This is a genomic window from Lacibacter sp. (assembly GCF_057361365.1).
On record NZ_JBMQSG010000022.1, the window covers coordinates 255,541 to 279,668 of the forward strand.

Here is a 24,128-nt window from a genome sequence, read left to right on the forward strand (position 1 = left end):
GATTTAGTGATTGAATAACTACTTCAAATTATCATACACGATCTGTAACACTTCTTTACAGATATCAACTCTGTCGGCAGGCACACCAATTAATGCTTCGTTCAATGTGTTGTTGGCCACGTTCATTGTTTCCTCTTCAAGCTTTCTTCCTTGTTCAGTTAAAAACACCTGGTTAATGCGACGATCATTTTTACTGGCTACACGTTTTACCAGTTTAAGCTTTTCAAGATTATCAACTAAACGGGTAATGCTGGGTTTATCACGAAACGTTGCGTTGCACAGATCCTGCTGACTTAATCCGTCGTTCTTCCATAAATGATAAAGAACGCTCCATTGCTCAACGGTAATTTCAATTCCGCCCTGCTTCATGTTTTTCTGCAAACGGCGAGCTATTGCCGTGCTGGCTTTGCCGGTCATGAAGCTGTATAATTCGCCTTTTTTAAATTGGTTGTTTGGCATATAGTTGTTTATGCAACTACTCAAATATAATAATACTTCCCGAAAGCTGGCAACTTTTTTATTTAAAGAGTATCTTAATGTTTACTTCCCCTCCCTGCGCAAAGCTGTTCCCATTTTTTACCACCAAAACCAACCCAACATGACCATCGATCAGGCCGCTCCTGTTTCGCAGGAAGAGCGTATTGTAATTCTCGATTCTCTGCGGGGAATTGCTATTCTCGGCATTTTATTAATGAATATTCCCGGATTTGCCCTGCCAGACCCTGTTTACCACGACCCATCAGTCCTTAACGAGTGGGGCAACATCAACTTCAAAACATGGTATTTTATTGAATGGTTTATGGAAGGAAGTCAGCGGGCATTATTTTCCATGCTATTTGGCGCAGGTATAATTTTGTTTATCAGCAGGCAGGAAAAAAAGAATGAGGGTCTCTGGCCGGCAGATTATTTTTTTCGCCGCCAGCTGTGGTTGCTTGTGTTTGGCCTCTTCAATGCATTTGTGCTGTTATGGTTTTGGGATATCCTTTTTCATTATGCCTGTATTGGTATGATTGCCTTTGCATTCAGAAGGATGACTCCAAAGGCGCTTATCATTGCTGCAATTATTTCTCTTGGCTTACAAACAGTAAGAGATAATGTGGATGCATACCGTGATCGGAAAATGATAGCAAAAGGAGAAATGATCGCTAAGATGGACACAACCATACACAAACTGAGTGATAAGCAAAAAGATGAACTGGGTGAAATGACTGCTTTCAAAGAAAAAACAACCGAAAAAGCCCGCATCAAAGAAATGAACAAGAACCTGGCTATTGTGAGAGGTGATTATGCGGGTTTTTATGATTATCAAAGTGCAAGAAGTTTAAGAGGTGAGTTGCATTACACCTACTTTGGTATATGGGATATTTTGATCTTCATGTTTTTAGGGATGGCATTTTTTAAGTCAGGCATTTTAACCGGGCAAGCTTCCACAAAAATTTATTGGGGCCTTTTTATAGGAGGACTTGGTATTGGTTTGGTGCTTTCTTACTTCCGATTACAACCCTATATAGATCATACCTTCAACGAATTTGATTACCGTAAAAATGTGCTGTTTGAATTCTATGAAATTTCACGGGTGTTTCGTTCTATTGGAATTTTTGGATTGATCATGTTGTTATACAAATCGGGCTGGTTCAAATGGTTCTTTGCTTTACTCCGACCGGTAGGGCAAATGGCATTTACGAATTACCTGATGCAATCTTTTCTTGTTGGCTTATTTTTTTATGGTGTTGGCTTTGGTATGTATGGCAAACTAAGTCGCTTCGAAATGTATTATGTTGTTGCTGCAACATGGTTGTTGCAAATTGTATGGAGCCATATCTGGTTACGGTTTTTCCGCTTTGGTCCGCTTGAATGGTGCTGGCGCAGTTTAACGTATTGGAAGAGGCAGCCGTTTCTGAAGTAATTGATAAAAGCCTGTTGTTAATTCAGCAGGCTTTGCTGTTTATTGTGCATTTATTCAGATACTGCATTTGCAACTATCTTTGCTCCTTCAATGCCGCAATTACACCGCAACGATATACTTAACCTTTTTTCGAAGATCACTCCCCGTCGTGCATGGAACATGACGAAAGTATGGAGCAGCTACCAATTGAGCCGCTTTCTGCAAAAGCCCGTGCAATGGGGTTATCCTATTTCCATTTCGTTTGAGCCAACTACAAGCTGTAATCTGCGTTGTCCTGAATGCCCCAGCGGCTTACGTGAGTTTACAAGACCTACAGGTATGTTGCAGAAAAGTTTTTTTGAACAGACCATTGATGATATTCATAAGGACTTACTCTATCTCATCTTTTATTTCCAGGGCGAGCCTTTTCTGAATCCTGAGTTTTTGCCAATGGTGAAATATGCGGCGCAGAAAAAAATTTATACGGCTACGTCTACCAATGCACATTATTTAACCGACGAAAAAGCAAAACAAACTGTTGAAAGCGGTTTGGATCGTTTGATCATTTCGATTGACGGCACAACGCAAGATGTGTATCAGCAATACCGTGTCGGTGGCAAACTTGATAAAGTTTTGGAAGGTGCAAAGAATATTGTAAAGTGGAAAAAAGAACTCAACAGTAAAAAGCCATTTGTTGTTTTCCAGTTTTTGGTGGTGAAGCCAAACGAACATCAACTGGAAGAAGTTAAACAACTGGCGAAAGAGGTAGGCGTTGATGATGTGTGGTTTAAAACTGCACAGGTGTACGATTATGAAAATGATCCGAATCAACTTATTCCAACGCTCAACAAATACAGCAGGTATAAAAAGAATGCTGATGGGTCTTATTCTCCAAAAAACAAATTACAAAACCACTGCTGGAAACTCTGGCATGCAAATGTGATCACATGGGATGGTTTAGTGGTTCCATGTTGCTTTGATAAAGATGCAATGCACCAGCTGGGTAATTTAAAAATGCAATCGTTCAAACAAGTGTGGCATAATGATAATTACAAACAGTTTCGCAGGGAACTAATGACCAGCCGCAAGAACATCGACATCTGCGCCAACTGCAGCGAAGGTTTAAAAGTGTGGGAAGAATAACCTTCACGATCTTGCGGCAACTATTTCACCTCATTTCTTTTCTCACTCATCTCATTCTCTTGCTCCAGGCAACCTGCTGAGAGTTTTTGCCGTGTATACTTGTTCAGAGTACAGCTATTCACTAATAAGTATAAAACTATTCAAATGAGAACGCTAGTATCACAATCAGCAACGCTATTGATTTGCGCAGCATTTCTTTTTTCCTGCAAAAAAGATAAAAATGATGGACCAAAAGTTACAACAGTAAAAGAGTGGACCCTTCCGTTAAGTGCAAAAAATGAAAACCCTGCACCAGCTGGCCGAACTGAAACAGGCACGTTTATATTACGTGTCATGAGTGATAATTCTGTTCAATATAATATAACGGTTAATGGTCTTGCCGCAGGCGATGCGTTAACGTTGTCACATATCCATACAGGCAATCCGGGAGTGAACGGCGGGGTTATTTTAAATTTTGCTCCAACATTTAGTGGTAGCACTGCTTCGGGCTCGGTGGCAAATGTGCGCCAGACTTTACTCGACAGTTTAACCGGTGGCACTGCTGAATTGTATGTAAATGTTCACTCAACACAAGTTGGCAGTGGCTTAGTGAGATCGCAGATAAACAGCACCATTCAATGGGCACAAGATATTGTTCTTTCCGGAGCGAATGAAATGCCTGCTGTAACAACAACTGCAACAGGTATTGCACGTTTTCGTTTAACTACTGACGGTAAATTGTTTTATGTTGTGAATGTGACCGGTTTAGGAGCAGGCGACGGCACACTTACAGCCGCACATATTCATAACGGTGCTGTGGGTGCGAACGGATCTGTGTTAATTGGATTAGCAACTAGTGCTGCAGACTTTGGTGTAGATAAACAGCGGCAACTAACTGACGTGGAAAAAGCCGGCATCGATGGCACAGGCGCTTTATATGTAAATGCTCATTCTAGTATTTATACCGGCGGCATTGTAAGAGGCCAGATCAGGTAACAAATTTCATTTCAAATTTAAACCGGGCTAGGCCCGGTTTTTTTATGCCTGGAATTGATTGCTGTTTTTATTTGTAATTTCATTTCATGGCATCATTCAGTAACCGTTTACGACAGATCATTCTCTTAGTTGTTCTAATTGCTCTCGGTTTATTACTTGTAAGAGAGCTTTATATTTTTCTGCCGGGTTTCCTTGGCGCTATTACTCTGTATATTCTCAGCCGGGGTTGGTATCGTTATCTTGTTAATGTAAAAAAATGGAACAAAAGTTTAGCGGCCACAACTTTTATGCTCGGCTTTCTGGTGCTGTTTGGATTGCCGGTGTACTATATCATCAATTTACTTTCGCCAAAAATTACCGAGATATTTGGTCATTCCGATGAAGTAGTGCAAGGCCTGAAATCTGTTTCAGCACAAATAAAAGAATGGACCGGCCAGGAATTATTTACTGATCAGAATGTTGCTGAAATGCAGAAACGTGTGGCGAATTTTTTCCCTGCGTTTTTGAACAGTACTGCTATGATACTTTCAAACCTGGCCATGATGTTGTTTGTTTATTTCTTTATGCTCACGAATGGCAAAACAATGGAAGCATCGTTTGATTATTTTTTGCCGCTGCATGAAAAGAACATTGATATACTCGCCAAAGAAACAATCAGTGTTGTTAGAGCAAATGCTATTGGTATTCCGTTGATCTCTTTTATACAAGGCATATTTGCTATGCTCGGTTACTGGATATTTGGCATAAATGAATTTGTGTTATGGGGTTTTATTACAGGCGTGTTCGCCTTCTTTCCCATAGTTGGTACAACGTTGATTTGGGCGCCGCTGGTAGTGTTCCTGTTTTCGCAAGGACATACAGGGCAAGGTATAGGTTTGCTGATTTACAGTTTACTCATCACTGGTAATGTTGATTATTTCGCCCGTATTACGTTAATGAAACGATTGGGTGATGTACATCCTTTGGTTACAGTGCTAGGTGTAATTGTTGGTTTAAGTTTATTCGGATTCTGGGGTTTTATCTTCGGTCCGCTACTCATCAGTTATTTTATGCTGTTGTTTAAAATTTATACCAATGAATTTGGATCAATTAATCCGGAAGCAAATCCAAAAGATATTGAAAGTACTGGCTAAGAGTTTGAAAGAAGGGAAAAGAGATGAAAGAGAAAACACCAATTTATTTTTGTGCATATCGATGAATTAACTAACCTAGTAATTAATCTCTGTATTAAAATTCATTCACGCATTGGGCCGGGTTGCTTTGAAAAAGTTTATGAAGAGATTCTCTACTACGAATTATTTCAAGCGAATATAAAAGTTGAACGACAACTGTTGTTACCTATCATATATGAAGAACTAAACATCAAAAGAGCATATAAGCTCGATCTATTAGTTAACGACATGCTCATCATTGAACTAAAATCTGTACATCCGCTTCCACCTGTTTATTTCAATCAACTCCAGACGCATCTTGTTCTCACCAACTTAAAACATGGATTACTGTTAAATTTTAAGGTGCCGCTCATGAAAGATGGTATACACAGGATTTTTAATAACAAAGGGCGTGAAGCCATATAAACCTTTTTTCTTCTCTTTTACTTTTTTCTCTCTTTTAACCTCCTAGTTCTGCATTTCTCTGATCCATTTTGAGATCAATGCCATTCCTTCTTTATGAATACGGTTGCGGCCAAGTTCAGGCATAGCAATACCTACATCAGTACTATTCATGCGATACAATAAAAATGATTGATTGGGTTTACCCGGTTCAATAGCATATTTCAAACTGCCACTTCCTCTTCCTGCAGCAACAGGTGTTTTAAAAATGCCAAGTGCTGTTTGATTTGTTGTGTGAATATCGAGGAACATTCCAGAAGTGCTTGCCGGACCGTTGGCGTTATGACAATGTCCGCAGTTGATATCAAGATATGCTCTTGCACGATCGTTAACTGTGCCGCTTTTTTCATCATCCCATTTTGCATTAGCAGGAATTCTTGTAGAAGGCAAATCGATCATGTTATGCTGTTGCCAGTATTGTAATTGATTTTGTTTACCGCTTTCATAAACGTAATCACCATTGAGGTGCCGTGCAGCAATGCCAATCGGTACAATCGTATCTCTGCGGCTATGGCAACCTTTGCATTGCGGTTGGTTGGGAACTACGTATTTCGATTTTATTTTCTTTCCAGCTGCATCAATGTATTCAATCGTTGTAACATCGCCGATGGGTTCAAACAGAGCCTCCGTTTGTTGTTCGTTCCAGAGGTATTGATAAGTATGCCAACCATCCTGCACATGCACCAGCAAACGTGTTTCAATGATTCGTCTTCCAAGTTCCGGTTTACGAACGTCATGATAGAAATAAAAATTCTTGATCAATACTGTACCCAAGGGCATTTCAAATACATTGTTTGCATTATAGCTGATCTTTTTACCTGCAGGTAATTTTATGAATCGTACTTTCTCAGCATAGTCGCTAAACAAAGGAGTAATAAGATCGTATAGAATAATACCGTCTACAGGTTGCAGTTGTTTGAGTTCACCTTTGAAGAAATTGTATTCGCTGAGATTTTCATGAAACTGAAAATAAGGATCGCTCTGTTTGTTGTTGAATGCCAAAACAACAAACATGCAGGTTAACACAACTACAGTAACGATCAGTTTCTTCATGGTTCGAAAGTAAAATATTTATCCTGTCACCCCGACGAAGGAGGGATGTGCCCGGCTTTATAACACTATTCAACAGATTCCTCGTTCCCCGGAATGACAAAAACAATCATCAATTCTTCAACTCAACCTTTGGCACAGCACTCAATGTGCAATCATGCTTTGATGCATCACGACTGATATTCTTAAAGCCATTCTCTGCATCAAGGTTAGCAAAGCTTTGATTGTTATTGTTTCGTATACAAATCTCAGCGGGGTTTTTTATATCAACAATGCCATCGTATTGAATATGAGGTACGTTCTTTCCGAATCTTAATTTGAAACGGTACATCTTTCCCATCCTGCCTTTGCCCGTTGCCCTCACAGCTTCACGTTCATAACTGTTATTAAAAATATTGATCTGCGTTGGATATGGATAATAACTGCTGTCCTTAATTGGATTTTCAGTGATGTAATAACTCACAACAGCTGTACTTGCAGTGATGTTGTTGATGATCTTATTCTCAAACACATCAACATGATTTGTAGCAAGGATCATTACACCAGTTCCCTGTGGCACTTTGCCCACAATATTTCCCTTTGGTGCAAAGTTGATATGATTGTTGTGATGTACATTGTTTCTGAACACACGCACATAACCGCCTTTCTTTTGTACAAGATCAGGCAGGTCAAAAATTAAAATACCTCCTGTGTTATTGGTTGCTTCATTGTCATACACATCAGCATACAACGAATTTTCAATTTCAATACCGGCAACATTTTCTGTTGCTTTTGAATTACGCACAATGATATGGCTGCTTTGTCCCACATAAATACCGGCATCACTTGCTCCACGTGCTTCGCAACCGTCGATCAATACATTAGTGCATTGCACTGGATATAAACCATAAGCACCATTCTTACTGTTGGCACCTCTGGTCCATTCTGCTTTTACATGTTTAAAAGTTATTCCATCAACATATTGCGTTTTTACTGCATCACCTTTGGTATCCTGCACAGTTACATCCTGTATCGTAATATTTTTTCCATTGGTCACTTTTATTCCTTCGGCACCACTTACCTGGTTGGTAAAGTTGAGAATGGTTTTATCCATCCCCCTTCCTTTAATGGTTACATTCTTTTTTCCATCGAGCCACAAACTCATGTTAAGTTGAAAAGTTCCTTCCGGCAATTCTATAACAGAGTTGTCGGCTGCGGTTACAAACTGTCGTTGCATTTTCTTTTCTTCTGTGTCCTGGGAGAAAGCAGTTGCAGTTGAAACCAATAAACAGGCAGTAGATAAAAAGCGTAATTGGCGAAGCATAACAAGTAGATAGGTTAAAGACAAATTACAAATTCTTTTCACTGCATGAATGGCTTTCGCTAACTTTCATTTCCTAAATAATTTGCTATGTCATTCAACGGAAAAACAGTTTTTATTACCGGTGCATCAAGAGGCATTGGTAAAGCCATGGGTTTAAAACTGGCGAAAGAAGGTGCCAATGTTGTAGTTGCTGCAAAAAGCGTGGAAGAAAATCCAAAACTCGGCGGCACTATTTTTTCAGCTGCTGATGAAATGACTGCAGCAGGTGGCAAAGGACTAGCCATTCAACTTGATATCCGTTTTGAAGAACAGATACAGGCAGCCGTTGAACAAACTCTGTCAACATTTGGTGGTATTGATATACTCATCAATAACGCATCTGCAATTTCTCTAACACCAACAGAACAAACAGAAGCAAAACGTTTTGATCTGATGCACAGCATTAATGTTCGTGGTACTTTTTTAATGACAAAGGCTTGCATTCCGCATTTACGCAAAGGAAAAAATCCGCATATACTTACGCTTTCTCCTCCTGTTCATTTAAAACCAAAATGGTTGGCGGGTCATATTGCATATACACTTACCAAGTTCAATATGAGTATGATGACGCTTGGCTGGGCCGAAGAGTTGAAGAAAGATGGTATTGCTGCAAATGCTTTGTGGCCTCGTACAACAATTGATACTGCCGCTGTTCGTAATTTATTAGGTGGTGAAGCATTAGCGAAGATGAGCCGTACGGTTGATGTATTGGCTGATGCTGCACATCTTATTCTCAGCAAACCATCAAACACATGCACCGGCAATTTATTTATTGATGAAGATGTCTTTGCTGCGGAAGGTATTACCGATTTAAGCAAGTACAGTGTTGTGCCGGGTGGTAAGTTGTTTACGGATTTATTTGTTGATTGATGCCACAAAGACACGAAGACAGAAAGAAACACAAAGAAAACTGATTTTTGCTTTTCTCCTTTGTGCTGTTTTGAGGCTTAGCGTCTTCGTGGCAAAAAAATGAAATACCTATTAATACTTCTGTTATTCGCAGCCTGCAAAACAAAGCCTGCTATGCAAAACGATGCAGTTAAAATACATGCCTTCCGATTAAAGCCTGGACAGGATCTGAAACAGGAGATTATTTCTTATGTGCAAACACATAAGATCGAAGCTGGTTGGATCGCTACTTGTGTAGGGAGTGTTACCCAATACAATCTTCGCTTTGCCAATCAGCAGGATGGTAATAATGCAACCGGTCATTTTGAAATTGTAAGCCTTGTCGGAACTGTAAGCATCAATGGCTCGCACCTGCATATGAGTGTGAGCGACAGTACAGGTAAAACAATCGGCGGGCATTTACTCGACAGCAATCTTGTTTACACTACTGCTGAAATTGTTATCGGCGAAGGAAAACAATTCATCTTTACAAGAGAGAAAGACGGCAGCACGCCATGGGAAGAGTTACAGGTAAAACCGAAACAGTAAACATGCTCAGCCGTTTGCAATTCATCAGTCTTTTTTACACTGCAGCATTATTGCTGTTTACAGTTTACTGGGCAAATTATTACGATGCATACAGTGGACACTCAAAAGGTGAAGAGTTGTTCACTGCATTGGTCGTGTTTGTATTGATTACATTTTTCTATTTCGTGGTGTTGCAAGTTTCCGTTAATAAAAACAACTGGGCACTAGCCCTGCTTCTTCCTGTCATTAATGCTATCATTACCTTTCTTATTACTGTAGTAGTATTGTGGCTGGGTTCTTTTGATGGAAATCCGAAAGAAGATATTTTGATATTCGGAATTGTTTATACGTTGCTTTCTTCAGCGATAGGATTGCTATTGTGGAAGAAAACAGAATAAAAAAAACCGGAGATTATCACTCCGGTTTTTTATTATACATCTCATTCATTTACTTCATCACATCCTTCGGAACTTCTCTTTCCAATAAGTTTTTATAAATAAACAGTGCTATTTCATTTTGCGAATGAAGATTTTGATTTCCTCCCCAGCCATGTCGGCCACCGGGGTAAAGCATAAACTCAAAATGCTTTTTCTTCTCTTGTAATTTCTTTATCAGTTGCATACTGTTTTGCATGTGCACATTATCATCCATTGTACCATGATAAATGCGCAACAGACCCTTGTACTGATCAAGATAAGTATACACTGAAGAAGATTTGTAACCTTCAGGATTTTCTTTCGGCGTATCCATAAAACGTTCGGTGTAATGACTGTCATACAAACTCCAGTCCGTAACGCTTCCACCTGCTAAACCATGTGTAAAATAATCGGCGCCATAAGTAAGTGCATAAGCACTCATATACCCACCGTAGCTGAAACCGCTGATGGCAACTTTGTTTTTATCAACGCCTGCATTTTCAATTAGCCATTTTACAATGGTGATCCAGTCTTTCATTTCCCAGTAGCCAAGGTTGCGGTGCATATAGTTCACACCTTCTTTACCAAAGTGGCCGCTTGCACGGTGATCCATCGCCACCTGTATCATCCCTTCTTTTGCCCACCATTGTTGTTGCATATTCAATGCCCAGCCATCAGTTACAGTCCCTGCATTAGGACCACCATAAATGCTGATCATTACAGGATACTTTTTATTCTTGTCGTAGTTCGCAGGCCATACAATACGTAATGGCAGATCGTATTTGCCATCTTCACTTTTAACACGCAGCAATTCGGTTTTTGCGATTGTAGTTGTAGCAAATGCCTCACCGGCTGCAGTTCCTAATTCACGAACTACTTTGCCTTTGTTGTTCACCACAGCCATCACATCAGGTGTTGACACATTTGAATAGCTGGTAACAAAATGTGTACCCATTGGCGATACACGAATATTACGATGTGTGAATTCACCAAATGTCAGGCGCATTAAACCACTGCCATCAAATTTTACTTTGTACAGATCAAAACGGGCGCTGTTGTCTTTACGGCAAGTGAAATAAACAATTTTGTTTTTTTCATCCACAAGATTTACAGCAGTTACAGTGTAAGCACCGGTTGTGATAGCGTTGATGCGCTTACCGCTCATCTCATGCAAATACAAATGATTCCACCCTGTGGCGTCGCTTTGCAAAATGAATTGCTTGCCATTTTGCAAAAACGTGATTCGATTCTGGTCGTCAAGATCAACCCATGTTTTTTGTGTTTCATCATAGATTACTTTCTTACTGCCATCAGCCAAATTCATTTCATACACTTTCAGGTTATCCTGTGTGCGTGGCATCCATTGGATCCACAATGCACTGCCGTCGGGTTTCCACAAAGGCATACCAAAATACTGATCATCCTTTTGGTTAAAGTCGGCCCACACCGTTGCACCACCATCAGGATTTACCACACCAACTTTTACTTCCGGATTTTTATCGCCTGCTTTGGGGTAGCGTGTGCGTTCAATAAAACCATGCTGTCCTTCTTCGCTGTAAATCGGGAACATTGGCACTTCATGTTCATCCATCCGCATGTAAGCGATCTTCTTGCTATCAGGACTCCACCAAAAACTTTTATAACGGCTTGCACGACCAAGAATTTCTTCGAAATAGACCCAGCTTGCATAACCATTTAAGATCACATCACTACCGTCATTGGTGAGCTGTGTTTCTTTTTTTGTATTGAGGTTGATGCTGTAAAGATTATTGTTGCGTGTAAAGGCCACGTATTGTTTATCGGGCGAGAGAACAGGATTTTTCTCTTCATCATTATTATTGGTCAAACGTGTTTCTTCGTTTGCCATTTTTAAAAACAGGTCCTTTTCTTTGTAAATGATCTCAGGCACCACCACCATGATATGCATATCGGGCGCTTTGTAATCAGTTTCTTTTCCTGTTTTAATGTCGTGCACATATTGTTTTCCTTCTCTCCGGATGACGAAACTGTTTTCGCCTGCCCATTCTACAAATTGTGGCAAGGGTTTCGTGACTTTTTGTGCTGCTCCTTTGAGCATTTGTTCAGTAGTTAAAGCTGTTTGTGCCGATGCAGCAAATGCTGCTGCTATAAACAGCGCAAGAAATCCATTTTTTCGCATGCGTGATTTTTTTAAGGGAATGAAGATAATTTTTTTGTTGAGAGTTTATTACTCATTTGGATGAATGGAATAAAAAAGCCGCAGCTGAAATCAACTGCGGCTTTGAAATGAGTTATCGACTATTTTTTCTTCCCGAGATTCACCTGTACACCAAAGTTGAGATTAAGGCTTCCCTCTGAATGCTTGATTTGTTTCAAATCTCTGTTATAAGTTAGTTGTGAAAACAGGCCGATTCTCGGCGATACAAACCAGATAATGCCTGCTCCTCCACCAGCATTCCAGATTTCAGAATTGTAACCTTGTGTATTACCATTAACAAATTTTGTTTTTTCAGATATCCAAGTATGTGAAGCCTCTAACGTCAGGTATGGTCTAACAGATTTTTTGCCAATATAGTACTTCGAATATGCTTGTATTCCATAGCGGTTGGACATGCCCTTTGTAATATAACCGGACATTCGACTTCTTGTCATTCCAAATAAAACACCTGCTCCAACTTCCCAATTGTCTATTACAAAAAATCCAACATTAGGATTGACTTCTATAGAGAAGCTCTTGATTAAACCGTTTGAAATATTGCTGTGCTGCCCGCCACTATTACTTCCAAATAATCCATTAATGTTAATCGTTCCTTTTTCTGTTTGTGCATTAGCTGCAGTCCACAATGATAGTAGCAGTGTTGTTAAGTAGAATATTTTCATGTGTTATAATTTTTGAGCAAAGAAACCTGCAGACACTGTTATAAAAAACCAAACATGATGAATGATGATTTCTTTTAACATATGTAAAATAAAAAACCGCAGTTGTTCCCAACTGCGGCACACTTATTTGAATATTGTAGTTCCCAAGAATAAACTACAAACCATAAATTGAATACTATTCAGCTGTCTTCTCCGGTCTCATCATGGGGAATAACAATACATCCTGTATAGAAGGTTGATTCGTCATCAGCATCACCAAACGATCGATGCCAATACCAATACCACTTGTTGGCGGCATACCATATTCCAGTGAACGTAAGAAATCATAATCAATGAACATTGCTTCATCATCGCCACGTTCTTTCAACTTCACCTGGTCTTCAAAACGCTCACGCTGATCAATAGGATCATTCAACTCGCTATAAGCATTCGCTACTTCTTTACCGTTGATCATTAATTCAAAACGTTCTACCAGTCCGGGTTTGCTGCGGTGCTTTTTTGTAAGTGGACTCATCTCGATCGGGTAATCAATAATGAATGTTGGCTGAATACATTTTGCTTCACTTGTTTCACTGAACAATTCGTCAATAAGCTTTCCTTTACCCATGGTAGCATCAACATGAATATTGAGTTGCTTGCAAACTCCACGCAAACCTTCTTCATCCATTTCGCTTACATCAATGCCTGTGTTTTCTTTAATTGCATCAAAAATAGAAATGCGTTTGAACGGTGCTTTAAAGCTGATGGTTTTATCGCCCACCTGCACATCGGTTGTACCGTGCAATGCAATGGCAATACGCTCTATCAATGTCTCCGTTATATTCATCATCCAGAAATAATCTTTATAAGCCGTGTACCATTCGAGTACTGTAAACTCTGGATTATGTGTGCGATCCATTCCTTCGTTACGGAAGTTGCGGCTGAACTCATACACCCAATCGAACCCACCAACAATCAAACGTTTTAAATACAACTCATTTGCAATTCGCATGTACATGGGTACATCCAATGCATTATGATGTGTAGCAAACGGACGGGCAGCCGCACCACCAGGAATAGTTTGTAAAACCGGTGTATCAACTTCCAATGCACCGTGTTCATTTAAATATTCACGAATGGTGTTGATAAGAACAGTACGTTTTACAAACGTGTCCTTCACCTGTGGATTAATAATAAGATCCGCATACCGCTGACGGTATTTGAATTCAGGATCAGTTACAGCATCAAAAGTTTGACCTTCTGCCTCTTTCACCACCGGTAAAGGTTTCAATGATTTTGTAAGAACAGTGAGTTCTTTTACATGTAAACTGGTTTCGCCGGTTTTAGTAGTGAACACATATCCCTTCACGCCAATGATATCGCCAATGTCTAATAATTTTTTAAACACCACATCGTACAATGTCTTGTCTTCACCGGGGCAAATATCATCACGACGAACATACACCTGCAAACGACCATGACTATCCTGTAATACAGCAAAGCAAGCTTTACCCATATCACGCACACTCATAATACGACCTGCAATGCAAACATCTTTGTACTCTTCTTTGGATTCTTCGTTAAATCCAGCTTTAATAGCGGTTGAATAATGCGTAACCGGATATAACGGTGCCGGATATGCATCGATGCCCAGTTTGTTTAATTCAGCTAATTTTTCTCTGCGGATAAGTTCCTGTTCGCTCAAATGTGTACTCATAACGATTTGGTTGCTGTGAAGTCCTGTTGTTTGGCTTCGTTTTAACAGCCCGCAAAATTACCGTAAGTACAGCAGATGAGCAAAGCAAGTATCTTCGGCACAGAATATGCAACGTTTTGCATTGAAAAACCGTTTAATAATGAAAACAATCCAACAGATGAAGCGAATTGTCCTCTCCCTTACCCTTGCGGTATTCCTGTTAAGTTCATGCGAAGTTTTAAGTCAGTTACCAAGCGGCATACCCGGCGCAAGCGGTGTTACTGAAGCCGAAGCCGGCCAGGGTATTAAAGATGCGTTAGGCCAGGGGCTTGGTCGTGCGGTGACCAATCTTAATAAAACCGATGCTTTTTTTGGAAACGACTTTTACAAGATTTTACTGCCACCTGAAGTACAGAAGGTAGAACGTACGCTCCGTAATATCGGTCTGGGCAAAACAGTAGATAAAGCCATTTTGCAGATCAATCGTGGTGCAGAAGATGCGGTAGGTTATGCTACACCCATTTTTGTAAATGCCATTAAGCAAATGACCATTACTGATGCAATCAATATCATCAGGGGACCAAAAGATGGCGCAACGAATTATTTTCGTCAAAAAACAACAGAGCAACTGATCACTGCGTTTTCACCTGCAGTTAAAAATTCATTAGATAAAGTAGAAGCAACAAAATATTATGGTGACCTGGTGAATGGTTACAACCGCTTGCCCACAACACGCAACAAACTCAACCCCGATCTTACAGCTTATGTAGTAGGCAAAGCAGTTGATGCATTGTTCGACCAGATAGCTAAAGAAGAATTAGAGATACGTGAAAACCCTGTGAAGCGTACAACAGAAATTATGAAGAAGGTGTTTGGTGCTGTATGGAAGTAGGATGATAGTTTAGCAATTAAAAGAGATAAAGAGAGGGGTTGCAGTTTTTGCAGCCCTCTTTTATTATGTATTTTCTATTGGCAAAACCTGGCTTAAAGAAAAACGGGCAATCCTAATTCCAAATTACCAATTTCTTTTTTACTCCTTCCTCTCATTCATCTCTTAGCTCTGTTTTTTACCTCGTCAAACTTCTCCTCATAATCTTCTCTCATTGTTCCCATCAGCCGATCCCAGAATAAAAAGTATAAGCCATAGTTTCCAGTGAAGTATTGGTGATGTTGATTATGTGTTACAGAAGTGTTGATCCATCTGCCGATCCAGGTGCGTTGAAAATTCTTAGGAAATAACTCCCACCCTAAATGGCCGTACACATTGTAAAACATCTGAAACAAAAAGAAAAAAAACAAATGTGCTTTTGTAACAGGAATTGTATAAATAAGTACGATCAGGATGCTTACTTCAAGTACAGCCTCTAACGGATGAAAAGAGAATGCTGCCCATGGCGAAGGATTTGTACTCTTGTGATGTATAAGATGAAAAATGCGGAAGAGCCTGGGATGATGCATGAGCCGGTGTATCCAGTAAAAATAAGTATCATGAATAAGCAACATCAATGGAAAAGCCAGCCAGAAATACAATTGCCTGTGTTGATTGATGTCTTTATAAAACGTAGTTGTCTTTCTTATTTCTGCATGACCAAGAAAAAACCATGGGATAAAAGCAAAAAGAAACATGGTAAAAAGCGAAAAAGAAATTTCACGTTGATAATCCTTTCCTGAAGGAAAACGCAGCTGAATTTTTTTAAACGAAATATGCTTGCGAAGTAAAACATACCACACTAAAAAGGCGAACCCGGCAACAAGAATATAGCGCACCGCAATTACAAGAAAATAACTGATCCATGTACCATCTGGCTGAAGCATAGTATAAAGTTAATGCTTGCTTTATTCGGAATCAGAATAGTTCCGTTTAGATAGTTGATCCTTTTATTTTGATCGGCGCTTTTTTTCATGCCACTGTTTATATTTTGCAAAACGTTCCTTGTCGCCATTAATAACGTATCGCTTTCGTTTGAAAATCTGAAAAAGACTATACCCAAAAAACAATGGTGAAAGCCAGATCAAAAAATTTGCGTCGCCCAAGCCATTATTGAATATGGGTATTACACCCGTAACCATTAAATAAATGACGGCCATTCCTGCAAGTCCCAGTATCAACCCTATCCAGTTAAATTCCCGGTAACGGATGGAAATAATATCGGAGTAAGGTATTTCCAGGGGTTCATAATAACGGCCTTTTCTTGATTCCTTATTTGTTCCTGGCATTACATGAATGGAGCTGTCAGTTATATATTGCAATTGACCCAGTATTATTTTTCCTCCTTTTGTGATCACTTTCACCATGGGGAACTCATCCCTTTCATTCAGGAATGTTGCAGCGGCATTACTTTTTATTACTGCAAGTAAAAAAAACAAAAGGAGCAACTTCGGTTTCATAAGTCGATCGATAACTTGATTGATGGAACGCTAACACGGCTGATGCTATTCTTTTGCATTTGCTGAATCACCTGATTATATGCAGAGAGGGTAAGCGCTTTCTTTTTATTTTTTGCAGAAGAAATAAATAAGGGAATACTTGTTATTGCTGCGGCAGCTCCTACCAACAACAATACAGTGCCGGTATTAATGTTCTTATTTGTTTGATTGCTGACGCCTTCCCCGGTTATACGTGATACAATTATTTCAGCCGTTCCTACGGTAGCACCAGTTACAACCATTGCCGCTCCTGCAACAGATAAGATGGTGCCTCCTGTTAAAAAAACGATTGCTCCTGTTAACTGTCGTTTTCCTTTTAGCTGAAATTGTTGTTTTGTAAGATCAGGAATAGTATCTGCCTGGATGGAAGCGGCAGAAACAGTGTTTATTGCTGTTGCAACAAACAACATGAGAAGTAGCTTTTTCATACACTGAGAGTTGATAGTAGTTGATGATATAACACGGGTTTTATACCGCATCATTTTCAACAGCTAAGCTATTTCGGGTATGAAGCAATTCCTAATCGATGTCTGCCTGAAGCGGAAAGAAGGTTTGCAGTTTTTGCAGAATAGAGGCCAAACGAAAGATCTTTTATGAAAATATGCAATCAACTATCGGCCAGTAATACCTGCCAGGCTTCATTTACTTTTCCGGCATCTAATAACTCCTTTGCATATTTATGCAATTCCTTATCCATCTCATCGGGGTTGATGGAAAAATACTGGATGATATTTGTCAATCGTTCATCGTCAAATGTGGCATCAACTGTTGGATATTCGTGTACGTTAGCCAGTTGACCAAGATTGTTTCCAGTAAGAACGGAACTATTTCGAACGGTTTCAGGCAACGCATCAATACCAATGCCGAGTTGGGTGTTGGGTTTGGCAACGTGAAACAAACTCTGCTCATCAACCTTGCAATACCAATCGCCGCCGAGGCGTGCAATATGATGCAGCTTGCGTTGATCGATCATGCTAGCCTCTGCGTTGAGAATGCTGTCATCCACATGCATGCGCACCACTTCACAAATGACTAAGTTGCCGGCACCACCTTCGCTACCCAGCGGTTTTACTTCCACCACTTTGCATTCCATCTTTACTTTGCTTTCTTTCACCATGGGCGGTTGCACAAGAGTTGCAGCTTCCTGTGTAAAACCTGCTTTCACAAATTCATTAACCTCTTTTGGAAATTCGCAACTGCTGAGACTTACCTGTTGCACCATATCATAATCAACAATGTTGATGACTACTTCCGGAACTTCAAGCACATTTTGTAATGTATGCTTCGTTGTATTATCTCTCACTCTTCTTGCCGGCGAAAACACAACAATCGGCGGATTGGAAGAAAATAAGTTGAAGAAACTAAACGGGCTGAGGTTTACATTTCCTTCTTTATCTATTGTTGATGCAAAACAAACAGGCCGTGGTGCAACAGCATGTTGCAGCCATTGTTGTTTTTGCATGGGAGGCAGTTGTTGAAAGTTGATTAACACAGTTATGGGTTAAAGGTTATGAGTTACGGGTATGAACACCCGGCTGTTTTTTGATCTGTACTTTTTCTTCGGTTAACCTTGTTTTTACTTTTTTCATTAGCTCGCCTATCTGGCCGCCTAACAACCTGGCGTCATCACAAAAAGCTACACCTTCCTTTTCGTCAATAAATTTCATTCGAACTATGAAACAACCATTATTTCCTATCTCATCGCAAGAACCTTTAGCCATTCGAAGAAAACGATAAAAGTCAGGATTGTTGTTATATTCAAATCCTTCAGCAATATTATCCGAAACAGACAAAGCAGCGCTACGTAGCTGATCTTTTAAACTAAAGTCTTTTTGAATAAACTTGTTTGACTCTGCCAGGTTGTAAATCTTTTCAGCAAGGTCTTGTGCTTTTTGCCACACAATCAAATCTTCGAAAAAGGTAATTTTTGCAGTCATAAGTTATGGTTTGGATAACAGGTCATACAAATTAATCAGCACGATTGAATTATACAACCCTTAACCCATAACCTTTAACTCATAACTTCTTCTTAGCGAGTATCGAAAAATCATCTTCCTCTCTCACAATTGTATTACTCAATCGCCCTAAGCCATCAATTTCCATTTCTACAATATCACCCTCCTGTAACCATTGTTCAGTATAATTCGGATCGTTGAGTTTGCCCGTGCCGTTGAGTTCTAAGAAACAACCTGTACCAACAGTACCACTGCCAATTACATCACCGGGAAAAAGATCAACACCATAGCTTGCACGTTCAATGATCTCTGCGAAGGTCCAATCCATATCAGCTACATTACCTGCACTCACCTGTTTACCATTCACCCAGCATTTCATGTTCAGGTTCCAGTTCAACCCAACATGATTTTCTTTTGCAGGTACTACATATTCTTTCAGTTCATCCAATGTTACCAACCACGGACCAATGGCAGTTGAAAAATCTTTACCTTTTGCCGGACCAAGATTCAGCAGCATTTCTTCCATCTGTAAACGGCGTGCACTGATGTCGTTCATGATCATCAATCCACCAATGTATTCATCGGCTTCTTCTGCACGAATGTTACGGCCGTGTTTACAGATAACGATGGCAACTTCTAATTCAAAATCGAGTTTTTCAAAATGATCGGGCATGCAACGCACATCACCGGGACCTTGAATGCTATGATGATTCGTAAAATAAAAAATGGGGTATTGATCAAACTCAGCGATCATATCAACCTTTCGGTTTCTTCTCGCTGCTTCAACGTGCTGACGAAATGCATAACCATCCCTGCAACTCGAAGGCATAGGCACAGGCGCCAACAATTGCGCATCAGCCACCGGAAAAACATTGCCCGGCATTAAACGTCCTTCCTGCACAGCTTTTAAACTTGCATTGGCCAGCTCAAGATATTCATCCCAGTACTGTAAAAACATATTCATGCTTGTTGGCAGATCGGGATGCAGTGTGTCCATATCATATACCATTCCGTTATGAAGAGCCGCTAACTGTTCGTGTTCATCTTTTAAGTAGGAGATCAGTTTCATATTGTCAATCGTTTTGTTCTGATGTGAAGAGGGCAAAGGTAGATAAATCAACAGCACAGAAAATTCATTAACTTGATTGCATGAAGAAGTTTGTTTCCATTGCCTGCATCATCATTGCAATCGTTGCCTTGCAAAACAAACCCGAGCCTGAAACAGCATGGATACGTATCAATCAACTTGGCTATTTACCCAATGGAACCAAAGTAGCAGTTTGGTGCAGTAAGGGTGAGAAGGAAATTAGTAATTGGGAATTAGTTGATGCAGCTACTAATAAAGTTGTGTTTAAAGGAACAGCCGGGAAGAACTTCGGCGCTTACGGACCATTTAAAGAAACACATCGACTCAACTTTTCTGCTTATAAAAAACCCGGGACCTATTATTTAAAAAGCGGTGCAACAAAATCACCAACCTTTAAAATAGCCGATGATGTGTACAAAGGCTCTGCTGATTTTTGTTTACGATACATGCGCCAGCAACGCAGCGGCTTCAATCCTTTTTTGAAAGACAGTTGCCATACTCAGGATGGTTATACGTTGTACGGAGCGGCTGCTGGCTTACCCGACAGTACATTTATTGATGTGAGCGGTGGCTGGCACGATGCCAGTGACTATTTGCAATACTCAACAACAAGCGCCAATGCCACGCATCATTTGCTGATGGCTTACCGTGATTTTTCAAATGTATTTACTGATGAAAAACTGGCGAATGGATTAGATGGAAAAAATAATTTGCCTGATGTTTTGGATGAAGCGAAATGGGGATTAAACTGGCTGATGAAAATGCATCCTCAACATGACTGGATGTTTAACCAGCTGGGCGATGACAGGGATCATATCAGCATGCGCATTCCAAAAATGGACTCACAATACGGAAGAGGTTTTCAACGTCCCGTTTATTTTATCAATGGCGAAAAACAACAGCGTGGAAAATTTTTGAACAATACAACAGGAACAAGTTCAACTGCTGCAAAGTTTGCAAGTGCATTTGCATTAGCACATAGCTTACTGCAGACAGATAGTTTGTTCAGAAAGGGCAGCGACAGGAAAAGTTATTACGATAAAGCGTTTGATGCGTATAAATTCGCTTTGCAAAAACCCGGTGTTACACAAACTGCATCTGTTAAGGCGCCTTATATCTATGCAGAAGATAATTGGGTGGATGATCTTGAACTTGCAACTGCATCCATACACAATATGGTCATTCAATCAAAAGCCGTTGACAATGGTTATTATCTCGTGCTTGCTGTTGGTCATGCAAAAAACGAAAAGATCACACCTTGGCTGGGTGCTGATACAGCAAGTCATTACCAATGGTATCCGTTTATCAATCTTGGTCACTATGAAACCATCAAACAACTGAAAACAAAAACACACGGACCGGGTGCTGGTTACTATAAAGAATTTGTAGAAAGTTTTTGGAACAACAGTGATAGTCTCACCGGCTTTTACAAGGAAGGTATCAACCGTGTATGGAACAAAGCCAGACAAAATGCATTTTACCGTGGCGTTCCTTTTATCTGGTGCAGCAATAATTTGACGGTAAGTTTTGCCATGCAATGTTACTGGTACAGGCAGTTAACCAACGATCAGCAATTTGCAGAACTGGAACAGGCGAATATCGATTGGCTCTTTGGTTGCAATCCATGGGGCACAAGCATGGTGTATGGTTTACCCAATTGGGGCGATACTCCTGTTGATCCGCACAGCGCATTTACGCATCTCAAAAATTATCCTATTGATGGCGGTTTAATTGATGGCCCGGTTTATACCAGCATTTTCAAAAGCCTCATTGGGCTAACACTGTACCAGCCCGATGAATACGAACAGTTCCAAAGTGAGTTAGCTGTTTATCACGATGACTATGGCGACTACAGCACCAACGAACCAACAATGGATGGCACTGCATCACTCATTTACTTATTGGCAGCGATGGAGGGGCAGGCCAGGCCAAAAAAGTAAATGCCTCCGCAGGAGGCTTCCGGTACGATCGTGCTGCAATTATTCGTGGTGATACTACAAAAAAAGAACTCGCCATAGTTTTTACGGGTCATGAGTTTGCAGATGGAGGAACAAGTATCCCGCAAACATTGAAACAACAAAATGTAAAAGCATCGTTTTTCTTTACGGGAGATTTTTATCGCAACAAAAAATTTCAACCCATTATTCAACAGTTAAAGAAAGAAGGAAATTATCTCGGCGCACATTCTGATAAACATTTATTGTACAACGATTGGACCAAGCGTGACAGCCTGCTTGTTAGCAAGCAAGAATTCAAAGAAGATCTGTTGCAGAATTATGCAGAGATGAAAAAGTTCGGCGTCAGCAAAACAGATGCGGCTTTCTTTCTACCGCCTTACGAATGGTATAACGATTCCATTGCTGCATGGACGAAAGAAATGGGTTTGCAACTTATCAATTATTCGCCGGGAACTAGATCAGCTGCTGATTATACCTGGCCGGAGTTGAAGAATTACCAAAGCAGTGAAGTTATCATTCAATCCATTCTCAACTATGAGCAAACAAAACCGGCTGGCTTGAATGGTTTTATTCTTTTGCTGCATATTGGTACTGATCCAAAACGCACCGATAAATTCTATCATCGTTTACCTGAATTAATCCAATTATTGAAAACCAGAGGTTATCAATTCAAAAAAATAAATGAACTATTGAATTGATCTCTGCGAAATCCTCTGCGCTCTCGTTTCTCTCCCGGTAGCTATCGGGATAAATGCGCTTAAAAATTCCGCTTACATTTGCGTTCTATGATTACTTCTATCAACGATTTCAAGAACGTTTTCTTTATTGGCGTAGCAGGAACAGGCATGAGCGCCATTGCACAATATTTAAAAGGCATTGGTAAAGAAGTGAGTGGCAGCGATCGCTATTTTCATCCTGGCGAACCAAATGAAACAAAAGAAAAACTGGAAGCAGAAGGCATAAGTTGCTTCTTACAAAACGGGAAAGGCATAACTAATGAAACAGATTTAGTAGTTGTATCCACTGCAGTAGAAGATACGGTTGAAGAAGTAATCAAGGCCAAGCAACTCAATATCCCGATCATAAAACGTGCAGAGTTACTGGCCATCATTGCAAGAAGCAAAAAAACAATTGCCGTTGGTGGCACCAGTGGCAAATCAACTACCAGTGCTATGTTGTTCGATATATTGCAGCATGCAGGTATACAACCAAGCATTATCAGTGGTGCAGGTTTAACCAGTATTATTAAAGAGGGAAAGATTGGTAATGCTAAAGTAGGTGCAGGTGAGTGGCTGGTAATTGAAGCCGATGAAAGCGATGGCAGCATTGTTAACTATACACCTGAAGTTGGATTGCTCATCAACATTGATAAAGACCATAAAGAGATCGATACACTTATCGAAATTTTTGAGCAGTTCAGAAAGAACACTTCGCAGTTTTTTGTGGTCAATCAATCGCATGCACTTGCAAAAAAATTATCTGCTAATCCTGCACATAATTTTTCTGTTGATGTAACTGATGATGCAGCGTATCATGCAACCGACTTCCTACAAGATGGCTTCAGCATTTCATTTGAAATTACAAATAGCGGAAACTCTACTCACCACTCACCATTCACCATTCACTCTTTGGGCCGCCACAACATGGAAAACGCCCTCGCTGCTGCAACCGTTGCCAACCTTATTGGTGTTCCGTTAAGCACTGCAGCCGAAGCGTTGAAAACGTACGAAGGTATTTATCGCCGTCACCAGATCATTGGACAAAAGAACAATGTATGGCTCATTGATGATTATGCACATAACCCAGCCAAATGTGCGGCGAGTATTGAAGCCTGTCAGCCTATTGCAGAAAAAGTAATCGCCTGGTTTCAGCCGCATGGCTACGGACCAACAAAGTTCCTACGTCATGATTTTGTGGAAGAGATCAGCAGAGCACTTCGTCCGCAGGATGAAATATGGATGAGTGAAATTTTCTATGCCGGTGGTACAGCTGTAAAAGATATTTCGTCCAACGATCTCATCAACGATCTGAAAGCAAAAGGTGTAAATGCTTTTTTTGTTGAAGACCGCAACAACCTGGTTGAAAACATGCGTCCTCATTTTACGGAAAACTGTGTGCTGTTGCTCATGGGTGCCCGTGATCCTTCGCTGGAGCATTTTGCAAAATCGGTTTGGGAGAAGTTGTGACGGATGTGTGATTGGGGAATTGGTTTTTTGATCATGCCTTTTTTTCTTCTGCCTTAAGCCTTATGCCCTTCGCCCTCAGCATTCTCCTAAAATTCTGTTGCATCTGACAACCATCAGCCTTTACTGGCTTGCCGTTCCCCG

At 40.2% G+C, this 24,128-nt stretch carries 24 protein-coding genes; 12 read left to right on the forward strand and 12 right to left on the reverse strand.

The window, feature by feature from the left end; genetic code table 11:
• Positions 1-18: 18 nt before the first annotated feature.
• A complete protein-coding gene (locus ACO1QW_RS19435) occupies positions 19-459 on the reverse strand; it encodes a MarR family winged helix-turn-helix transcriptional regulator (RefSeq protein WP_486261047.1) in 441 nt (146 codons plus the stop codon).
• 10 nt (positions 460-469) lie between these two features.
• Between ACO1QW_RS19435 and ACO1QW_RS19440 the strand changes: the two genes are divergently transcribed.
• The 5 genes from ACO1QW_RS19440 to ACO1QW_RS19460 all read left to right on the forward strand — a co-directional run bounded on the left by ACO1QW_RS19440 (position 470) and on the right by ACO1QW_RS19460 (position 5,580).
• Positions 470-1,906 (forward strand): DUF418 domain-containing protein, encoded by a 1,437-nt coding sequence (locus ACO1QW_RS19440; protein WP_486261048.1) that lies wholly within the window; start codon positions 470-472, stop codon positions 1,904-1,906.
• Positions 1,907-1,996: 90 nt separating this feature from the next.
• A complete protein-coding gene (locus ACO1QW_RS19445; protein ID WP_486261049.1) occupies positions 1,997-3,028 on the forward strand; it encodes a radical SAM/SPASM domain-containing protein in 1,032 nt (343 codons plus the stop codon).
• Between the two features lie 144 nt (positions 3,029-3,172).
• The gene (locus ACO1QW_RS19450; RefSeq protein WP_486261050.1) at positions 3,173-4,003 is read left to right on the forward strand and encodes a CHRD domain-containing protein; all 831 of its coding nucleotides are present in this window, start codon (positions 3,173-3,175) and stop codon (positions 4,001-4,003) included.
• 86 nt (positions 4,004-4,089) lie between these two features.
• Positions 4,090-5,136, forward strand: a complete 1,047-nt coding sequence (locus ACO1QW_RS19455) for an AI-2E family transporter (protein WP_486261051.1) — start codon at positions 4,090-4,092, stop codon at positions 5,134-5,136.
• Positions 5,137-5,187: 51 nt separating this feature from the next.
• The gene (locus tag ACO1QW_RS19460) at positions 5,188-5,580 is read left to right on the forward strand and encodes a GxxExxY protein (protein WP_486261052.1); all 393 of its coding nucleotides are present in this window, start codon (positions 5,188-5,190) and stop codon (positions 5,578-5,580) included.
• A gap of 42 nt (positions 5,581-5,622) precedes the next feature.
• On the opposite strand, the gene ACO1QW_RS19465 is transcribed toward ACO1QW_RS19460, so the two are convergent.
• Both ACO1QW_RS19465 and ACO1QW_RS19470 read right to left on the reverse strand, forming a co-directional pair.
• Positions 5,623-6,669: an SO2930 family diheme c-type cytochrome gene (locus tag ACO1QW_RS19465; RefSeq protein WP_486261053.1), complete on the reverse strand. Its 1,047-nt coding sequence runs from the start codon at positions 6,667-6,669 to the stop codon at positions 5,623-5,625.
• Between the two features lie 109 nt (positions 6,670-6,778).
• Positions 6,779-7,969, reverse strand: coding sequence for a parallel beta-helix domain-containing protein (locus ACO1QW_RS19470; protein ID WP_486261054.1), 1,191 nt, complete (start codon positions 7,967-7,969; stop codon positions 6,779-6,781).
• A gap of 87 nt (positions 7,970-8,056) precedes the next feature.
• Here ACO1QW_RS19470 and ACO1QW_RS19475 point away from each other — a divergent pair, with 87 nt between their 5' ends.
• The 3 genes from ACO1QW_RS19475 (at position 8,057) to ACO1QW_RS19485 (ending at position 9,822) form a co-directional block, all read left to right on the forward strand.
• On the forward strand, positions 8,057-8,878 hold the full coding sequence (locus ACO1QW_RS19475) for an SDR family oxidoreductase (RefSeq protein WP_486261055.1): 822 nt from the start codon (positions 8,057-8,059) through the stop codon (positions 8,876-8,878).
• 99 nt (positions 8,879-8,977) lie between these two features.
• The gene (locus ACO1QW_RS19480; RefSeq protein ID WP_486261056.1) at positions 8,978-9,445 is read left to right on the forward strand and encodes a PPC domain-containing DNA-binding protein; all 468 of its coding nucleotides are present in this window, start codon (positions 8,978-8,980) and stop codon (positions 9,443-9,445) included.
• Between the two features lie 2 nt (positions 9,446-9,447).
• The gene (locus tag ACO1QW_RS19485) at positions 9,448-9,822 is read left to right on the forward strand and encodes a hypothetical protein (protein WP_486261057.1); all 375 of its coding nucleotides are present in this window, start codon (positions 9,448-9,450) and stop codon (positions 9,820-9,822) included.
• A 49-nt stretch (positions 9,823-9,871) separates the two neighbouring features.
• On the opposite strand, the gene ACO1QW_RS19490 is transcribed toward ACO1QW_RS19485, so the two are convergent.
• The 3 genes from ACO1QW_RS19490 to lysS all read right to left on the reverse strand — a co-directional run bounded on the left by ACO1QW_RS19490 (position 9,872) and on the right by lysS (position 14,395).
• Positions 9,872-11,998, reverse strand: coding sequence for a S9 family peptidase (locus tag ACO1QW_RS19490; protein ID WP_486261058.1), 2,127 nt, complete (start codon positions 11,996-11,998; stop codon positions 9,872-9,874).
• Positions 11,999-12,117: 119 nt separating this feature from the next.
• Positions 12,118-12,699 (reverse strand): hypothetical protein, encoded by a 582-nt coding sequence (locus tag ACO1QW_RS19495; RefSeq protein ID WP_486261059.1) that lies wholly within the window; start codon positions 12,697-12,699, stop codon positions 12,118-12,120.
• A 175-nt stretch (positions 12,700-12,874) separates the two neighbouring features.
• On the reverse strand, positions 12,875-14,395 hold the full coding sequence (lysS, locus tag ACO1QW_RS19500) for a lysine--tRNA ligase (RefSeq protein WP_486261060.1): 1,521 nt from the start codon (positions 14,393-14,395) through the stop codon (positions 12,875-12,877).
• A gap of 139 nt (positions 14,396-14,534) precedes the next feature.
• On the opposite strand from lysS, the gene ACO1QW_RS19505 reads away from it, so the two are divergent.
• Positions 14,535-15,266, forward strand: a complete 732-nt coding sequence (locus ACO1QW_RS19505; protein WP_486261061.1) for a DUF4197 domain-containing protein — start codon at positions 14,535-14,537, stop codon at positions 15,264-15,266.
• A 155-nt stretch (positions 15,267-15,421) separates the two neighbouring features.
• On the opposite strand, the gene ACO1QW_RS19510 is transcribed toward ACO1QW_RS19505, so the two are convergent.
• The 6 genes from ACO1QW_RS19510 to ACO1QW_RS19535 form a co-directional block, all read right to left on the reverse strand.
• Positions 15,422-16,189: a sterol desaturase family protein gene (locus tag ACO1QW_RS19510; RefSeq protein ID WP_486261062.1), complete on the reverse strand. Its 768-nt coding sequence runs from the start codon at positions 16,187-16,189 to the stop codon at positions 15,422-15,424.
• Between the two features lie 63 nt (positions 16,190-16,252).
• A complete protein-coding gene (locus ACO1QW_RS19515) occupies positions 16,253-16,762 on the reverse strand; it encodes a hypothetical protein (protein ID WP_486261063.1) in 510 nt (169 codons plus the stop codon).
• Complete coding sequence (locus ACO1QW_RS19520) at positions 16,759-17,229, reverse strand: hypothetical protein (RefSeq protein ID WP_486261064.1); 471 nt, start codon at positions 17,227-17,229, stop codon at positions 16,759-16,761. Before ACO1QW_RS19520 ends, ACO1QW_RS19515 begins: the two co-directional genes overlap by 4 nt.
• A 179-nt stretch (positions 17,230-17,408) precedes the next feature.
• Positions 17,409-18,263, reverse strand: a complete 855-nt coding sequence (locus tag ACO1QW_RS19525) for a flavin reductase family protein (protein ID WP_486261065.1) — start codon at positions 18,261-18,263, stop codon at positions 17,409-17,411.
• 46 nt (positions 18,264-18,309) lie between these two features.
• On the reverse strand, positions 18,310-18,738 hold the full coding sequence (locus ACO1QW_RS19530) for a four helix bundle protein (protein ID WP_486261066.1): 429 nt from the start codon (positions 18,736-18,738) through the stop codon (positions 18,310-18,312).
• 79 nt (positions 18,739-18,817) lie between these two features.
• Positions 18,818-19,825 carry a fumarylacetoacetate hydrolase family protein gene (locus ACO1QW_RS19535; protein WP_486261067.1) on the reverse strand — a complete coding sequence of 336 codons (1,008 nt, stop codon included), beginning with the start codon at positions 19,823-19,825 and terminating at the stop codon, positions 18,818-18,820.
• A gap of 80 nt (positions 19,826-19,905) precedes the next feature.
• On the opposite strand from ACO1QW_RS19535, the gene ACO1QW_RS19540 reads away from it, so the two are divergent.
• The 3 genes from ACO1QW_RS19540 to ACO1QW_RS19550 all read left to right on the forward strand — a co-directional run bounded on the left by ACO1QW_RS19540 (position 19,906) and on the right by ACO1QW_RS19550 (position 23,987).
• Positions 19,906-21,783 carry a glycoside hydrolase family 9 protein gene (locus ACO1QW_RS19540; protein ID WP_486261068.1) on the forward strand — a complete coding sequence of 626 codons (1,878 nt, stop codon included), beginning with the start codon at positions 19,906-19,908 and terminating at the stop codon, positions 21,781-21,783.
• Positions 21,784-21,857: 74 nt separating this feature from the next.
• Positions 21,858-22,499, forward strand: coding sequence for a polysaccharide deacetylase family protein (locus tag ACO1QW_RS19545; RefSeq protein WP_486261612.1), 642 nt, complete (start codon positions 21,858-21,860; stop codon positions 22,497-22,499).
• 87 nt (positions 22,500-22,586) lie between these two features.
• On the forward strand, positions 22,587-23,987 hold the full coding sequence (locus tag ACO1QW_RS19550; RefSeq protein ID WP_486261069.1) for a UDP-N-acetylmuramate--L-alanine ligase: 1,401 nt from the start codon (positions 22,587-22,589) through the stop codon (positions 23,985-23,987).
• Positions 23,988-24,128: the final 141 nt, after the last annotated feature.

What these genes read in the sequence shown, in the direction of transcription:
- ACO1QW_RS19435 (WP_486261047.1), bottom strand. Translation starts at nt 459, where the DNA reads ATGCCAAACAACCAATTTAAAAAAGGCGAATTATACAGCTTCATGACC.
- ACO1QW_RS19440 (WP_486261048.1), top strand. Translation starts at nt 470, where the DNA reads ATGCAACTACTCAAATATAATAATACTTCCCGAAAGCTGGCAACTTTT.
- ACO1QW_RS19445 (WP_486261049.1), top strand. Translation starts at nt 1,997, where the DNA reads ATGCCGCAATTACACCGCAACGATATACTTAACCTTTTTTCGAAGATC.
- ACO1QW_RS19450 (WP_486261050.1), top strand. Translation starts at nt 3,173, where the DNA reads ATGAGAACGCTAGTATCACAATCAGCAACGCTATTGATTTGCGCAGCA.
- ACO1QW_RS19455 (WP_486261051.1), top strand. Translation starts at nt 4,090, where the DNA reads ATGGCATCATTCAGTAACCGTTTACGACAGATCATTCTCTTAGTTGTT.
- ACO1QW_RS19465 (WP_486261053.1), bottom strand. Translation starts at nt 6,669, where the DNA reads ATGAAGAAACTGATCGTTACTGTAGTTGTGTTAACCTGCATGTTTGTT.
- ACO1QW_RS19470 (WP_486261054.1), bottom strand. Translation starts at nt 7,969, where the DNA reads ATGCTTCGCCAATTACGCTTTTTATCTACTGCCTGTTTATTGGTTTCA.
- ACO1QW_RS19475 (WP_486261055.1), top strand. Translation starts at nt 8,057, where the DNA reads ATGTCATTCAACGGAAAAACAGTTTTTATTACCGGTGCATCAAGAGGC.
- ACO1QW_RS19480 (WP_486261056.1), top strand. Translation starts at nt 8,978, where the DNA reads ATGAAATACCTATTAATACTTCTGTTATTCGCAGCCTGCAAAACAAAG.
- ACO1QW_RS19485 (WP_486261057.1), top strand. Translation starts at nt 9,448, where the DNA reads ATGCTCAGCCGTTTGCAATTCATCAGTCTTTTTTACACTGCAGCATTA.
- ACO1QW_RS19490 (WP_486261058.1), bottom strand. Translation starts at nt 11,998, where the DNA reads ATGCGAAAAAATGGATTTCTTGCGCTGTTTATAGCAGCAGCATTTGCT.
- ACO1QW_RS19495 (WP_486261059.1), bottom strand. Translation starts at nt 12,699, where the DNA reads ATGAAAATATTCTACTTAACAACACTGCTACTATCATTGTGGACTGCA.
- lysS (WP_486261060.1), bottom strand. Translation starts at nt 14,395, where the DNA reads ATGAGTACACATTTGAGCGAACAGGAACTTATCCGCAGAGAAAAATTA.
- ACO1QW_RS19505 (WP_486261061.1), top strand. Translation starts at nt 14,535, where the DNA reads ATGAAAACAATCCAACAGATGAAGCGAATTGTCCTCTCCCTTACCCTT.
- ACO1QW_RS19510 (WP_486261062.1), bottom strand. Translation starts at nt 16,189, where the DNA reads ATGCTTCAGCCAGATGGTACATGGATCAGTTATTTTCTTGTAATTGCG.
- ACO1QW_RS19515 (WP_486261063.1), bottom strand. Translation starts at nt 16,762, where the DNA reads ATGAAACCGAAGTTGCTCCTTTTGTTTTTTTTACTTGCAGTAATAAAA.
- ACO1QW_RS19520 (WP_486261064.1), bottom strand. Translation starts at nt 17,229, where the DNA reads ATGAAAAAGCTACTTCTCATGTTGTTTGTTGCAACAGCAATAAACACT.
- ACO1QW_RS19525 (WP_486261065.1), bottom strand. Translation starts at nt 18,263, where the DNA reads ATGCAAAAACAACAATGGCTGCAACATGCTGTTGCACCACGGCCTGTT.
- ACO1QW_RS19530 (WP_486261066.1), bottom strand. Translation starts at nt 18,738, where the DNA reads ATGACTGCAAAAATTACCTTTTTCGAAGATTTGATTGTGTGGCAAAAA.
- ACO1QW_RS19535 (WP_486261067.1), bottom strand. Translation starts at nt 19,825, where the DNA reads ATGAAACTGATCTCCTACTTAAAAGATGAACACGAACAGTTAGCGGCT.
- ACO1QW_RS19540 (WP_486261068.1), top strand. Translation starts at nt 19,906, where the DNA reads ATGAAGAAGTTTGTTTCCATTGCCTGCATCATCATTGCAATCGTTGCC.
- ACO1QW_RS19550 (WP_486261069.1), top strand. Translation starts at nt 22,587, where the DNA reads ATGATTACTTCTATCAACGATTTCAAGAACGTTTTCTTTATTGGCGTA.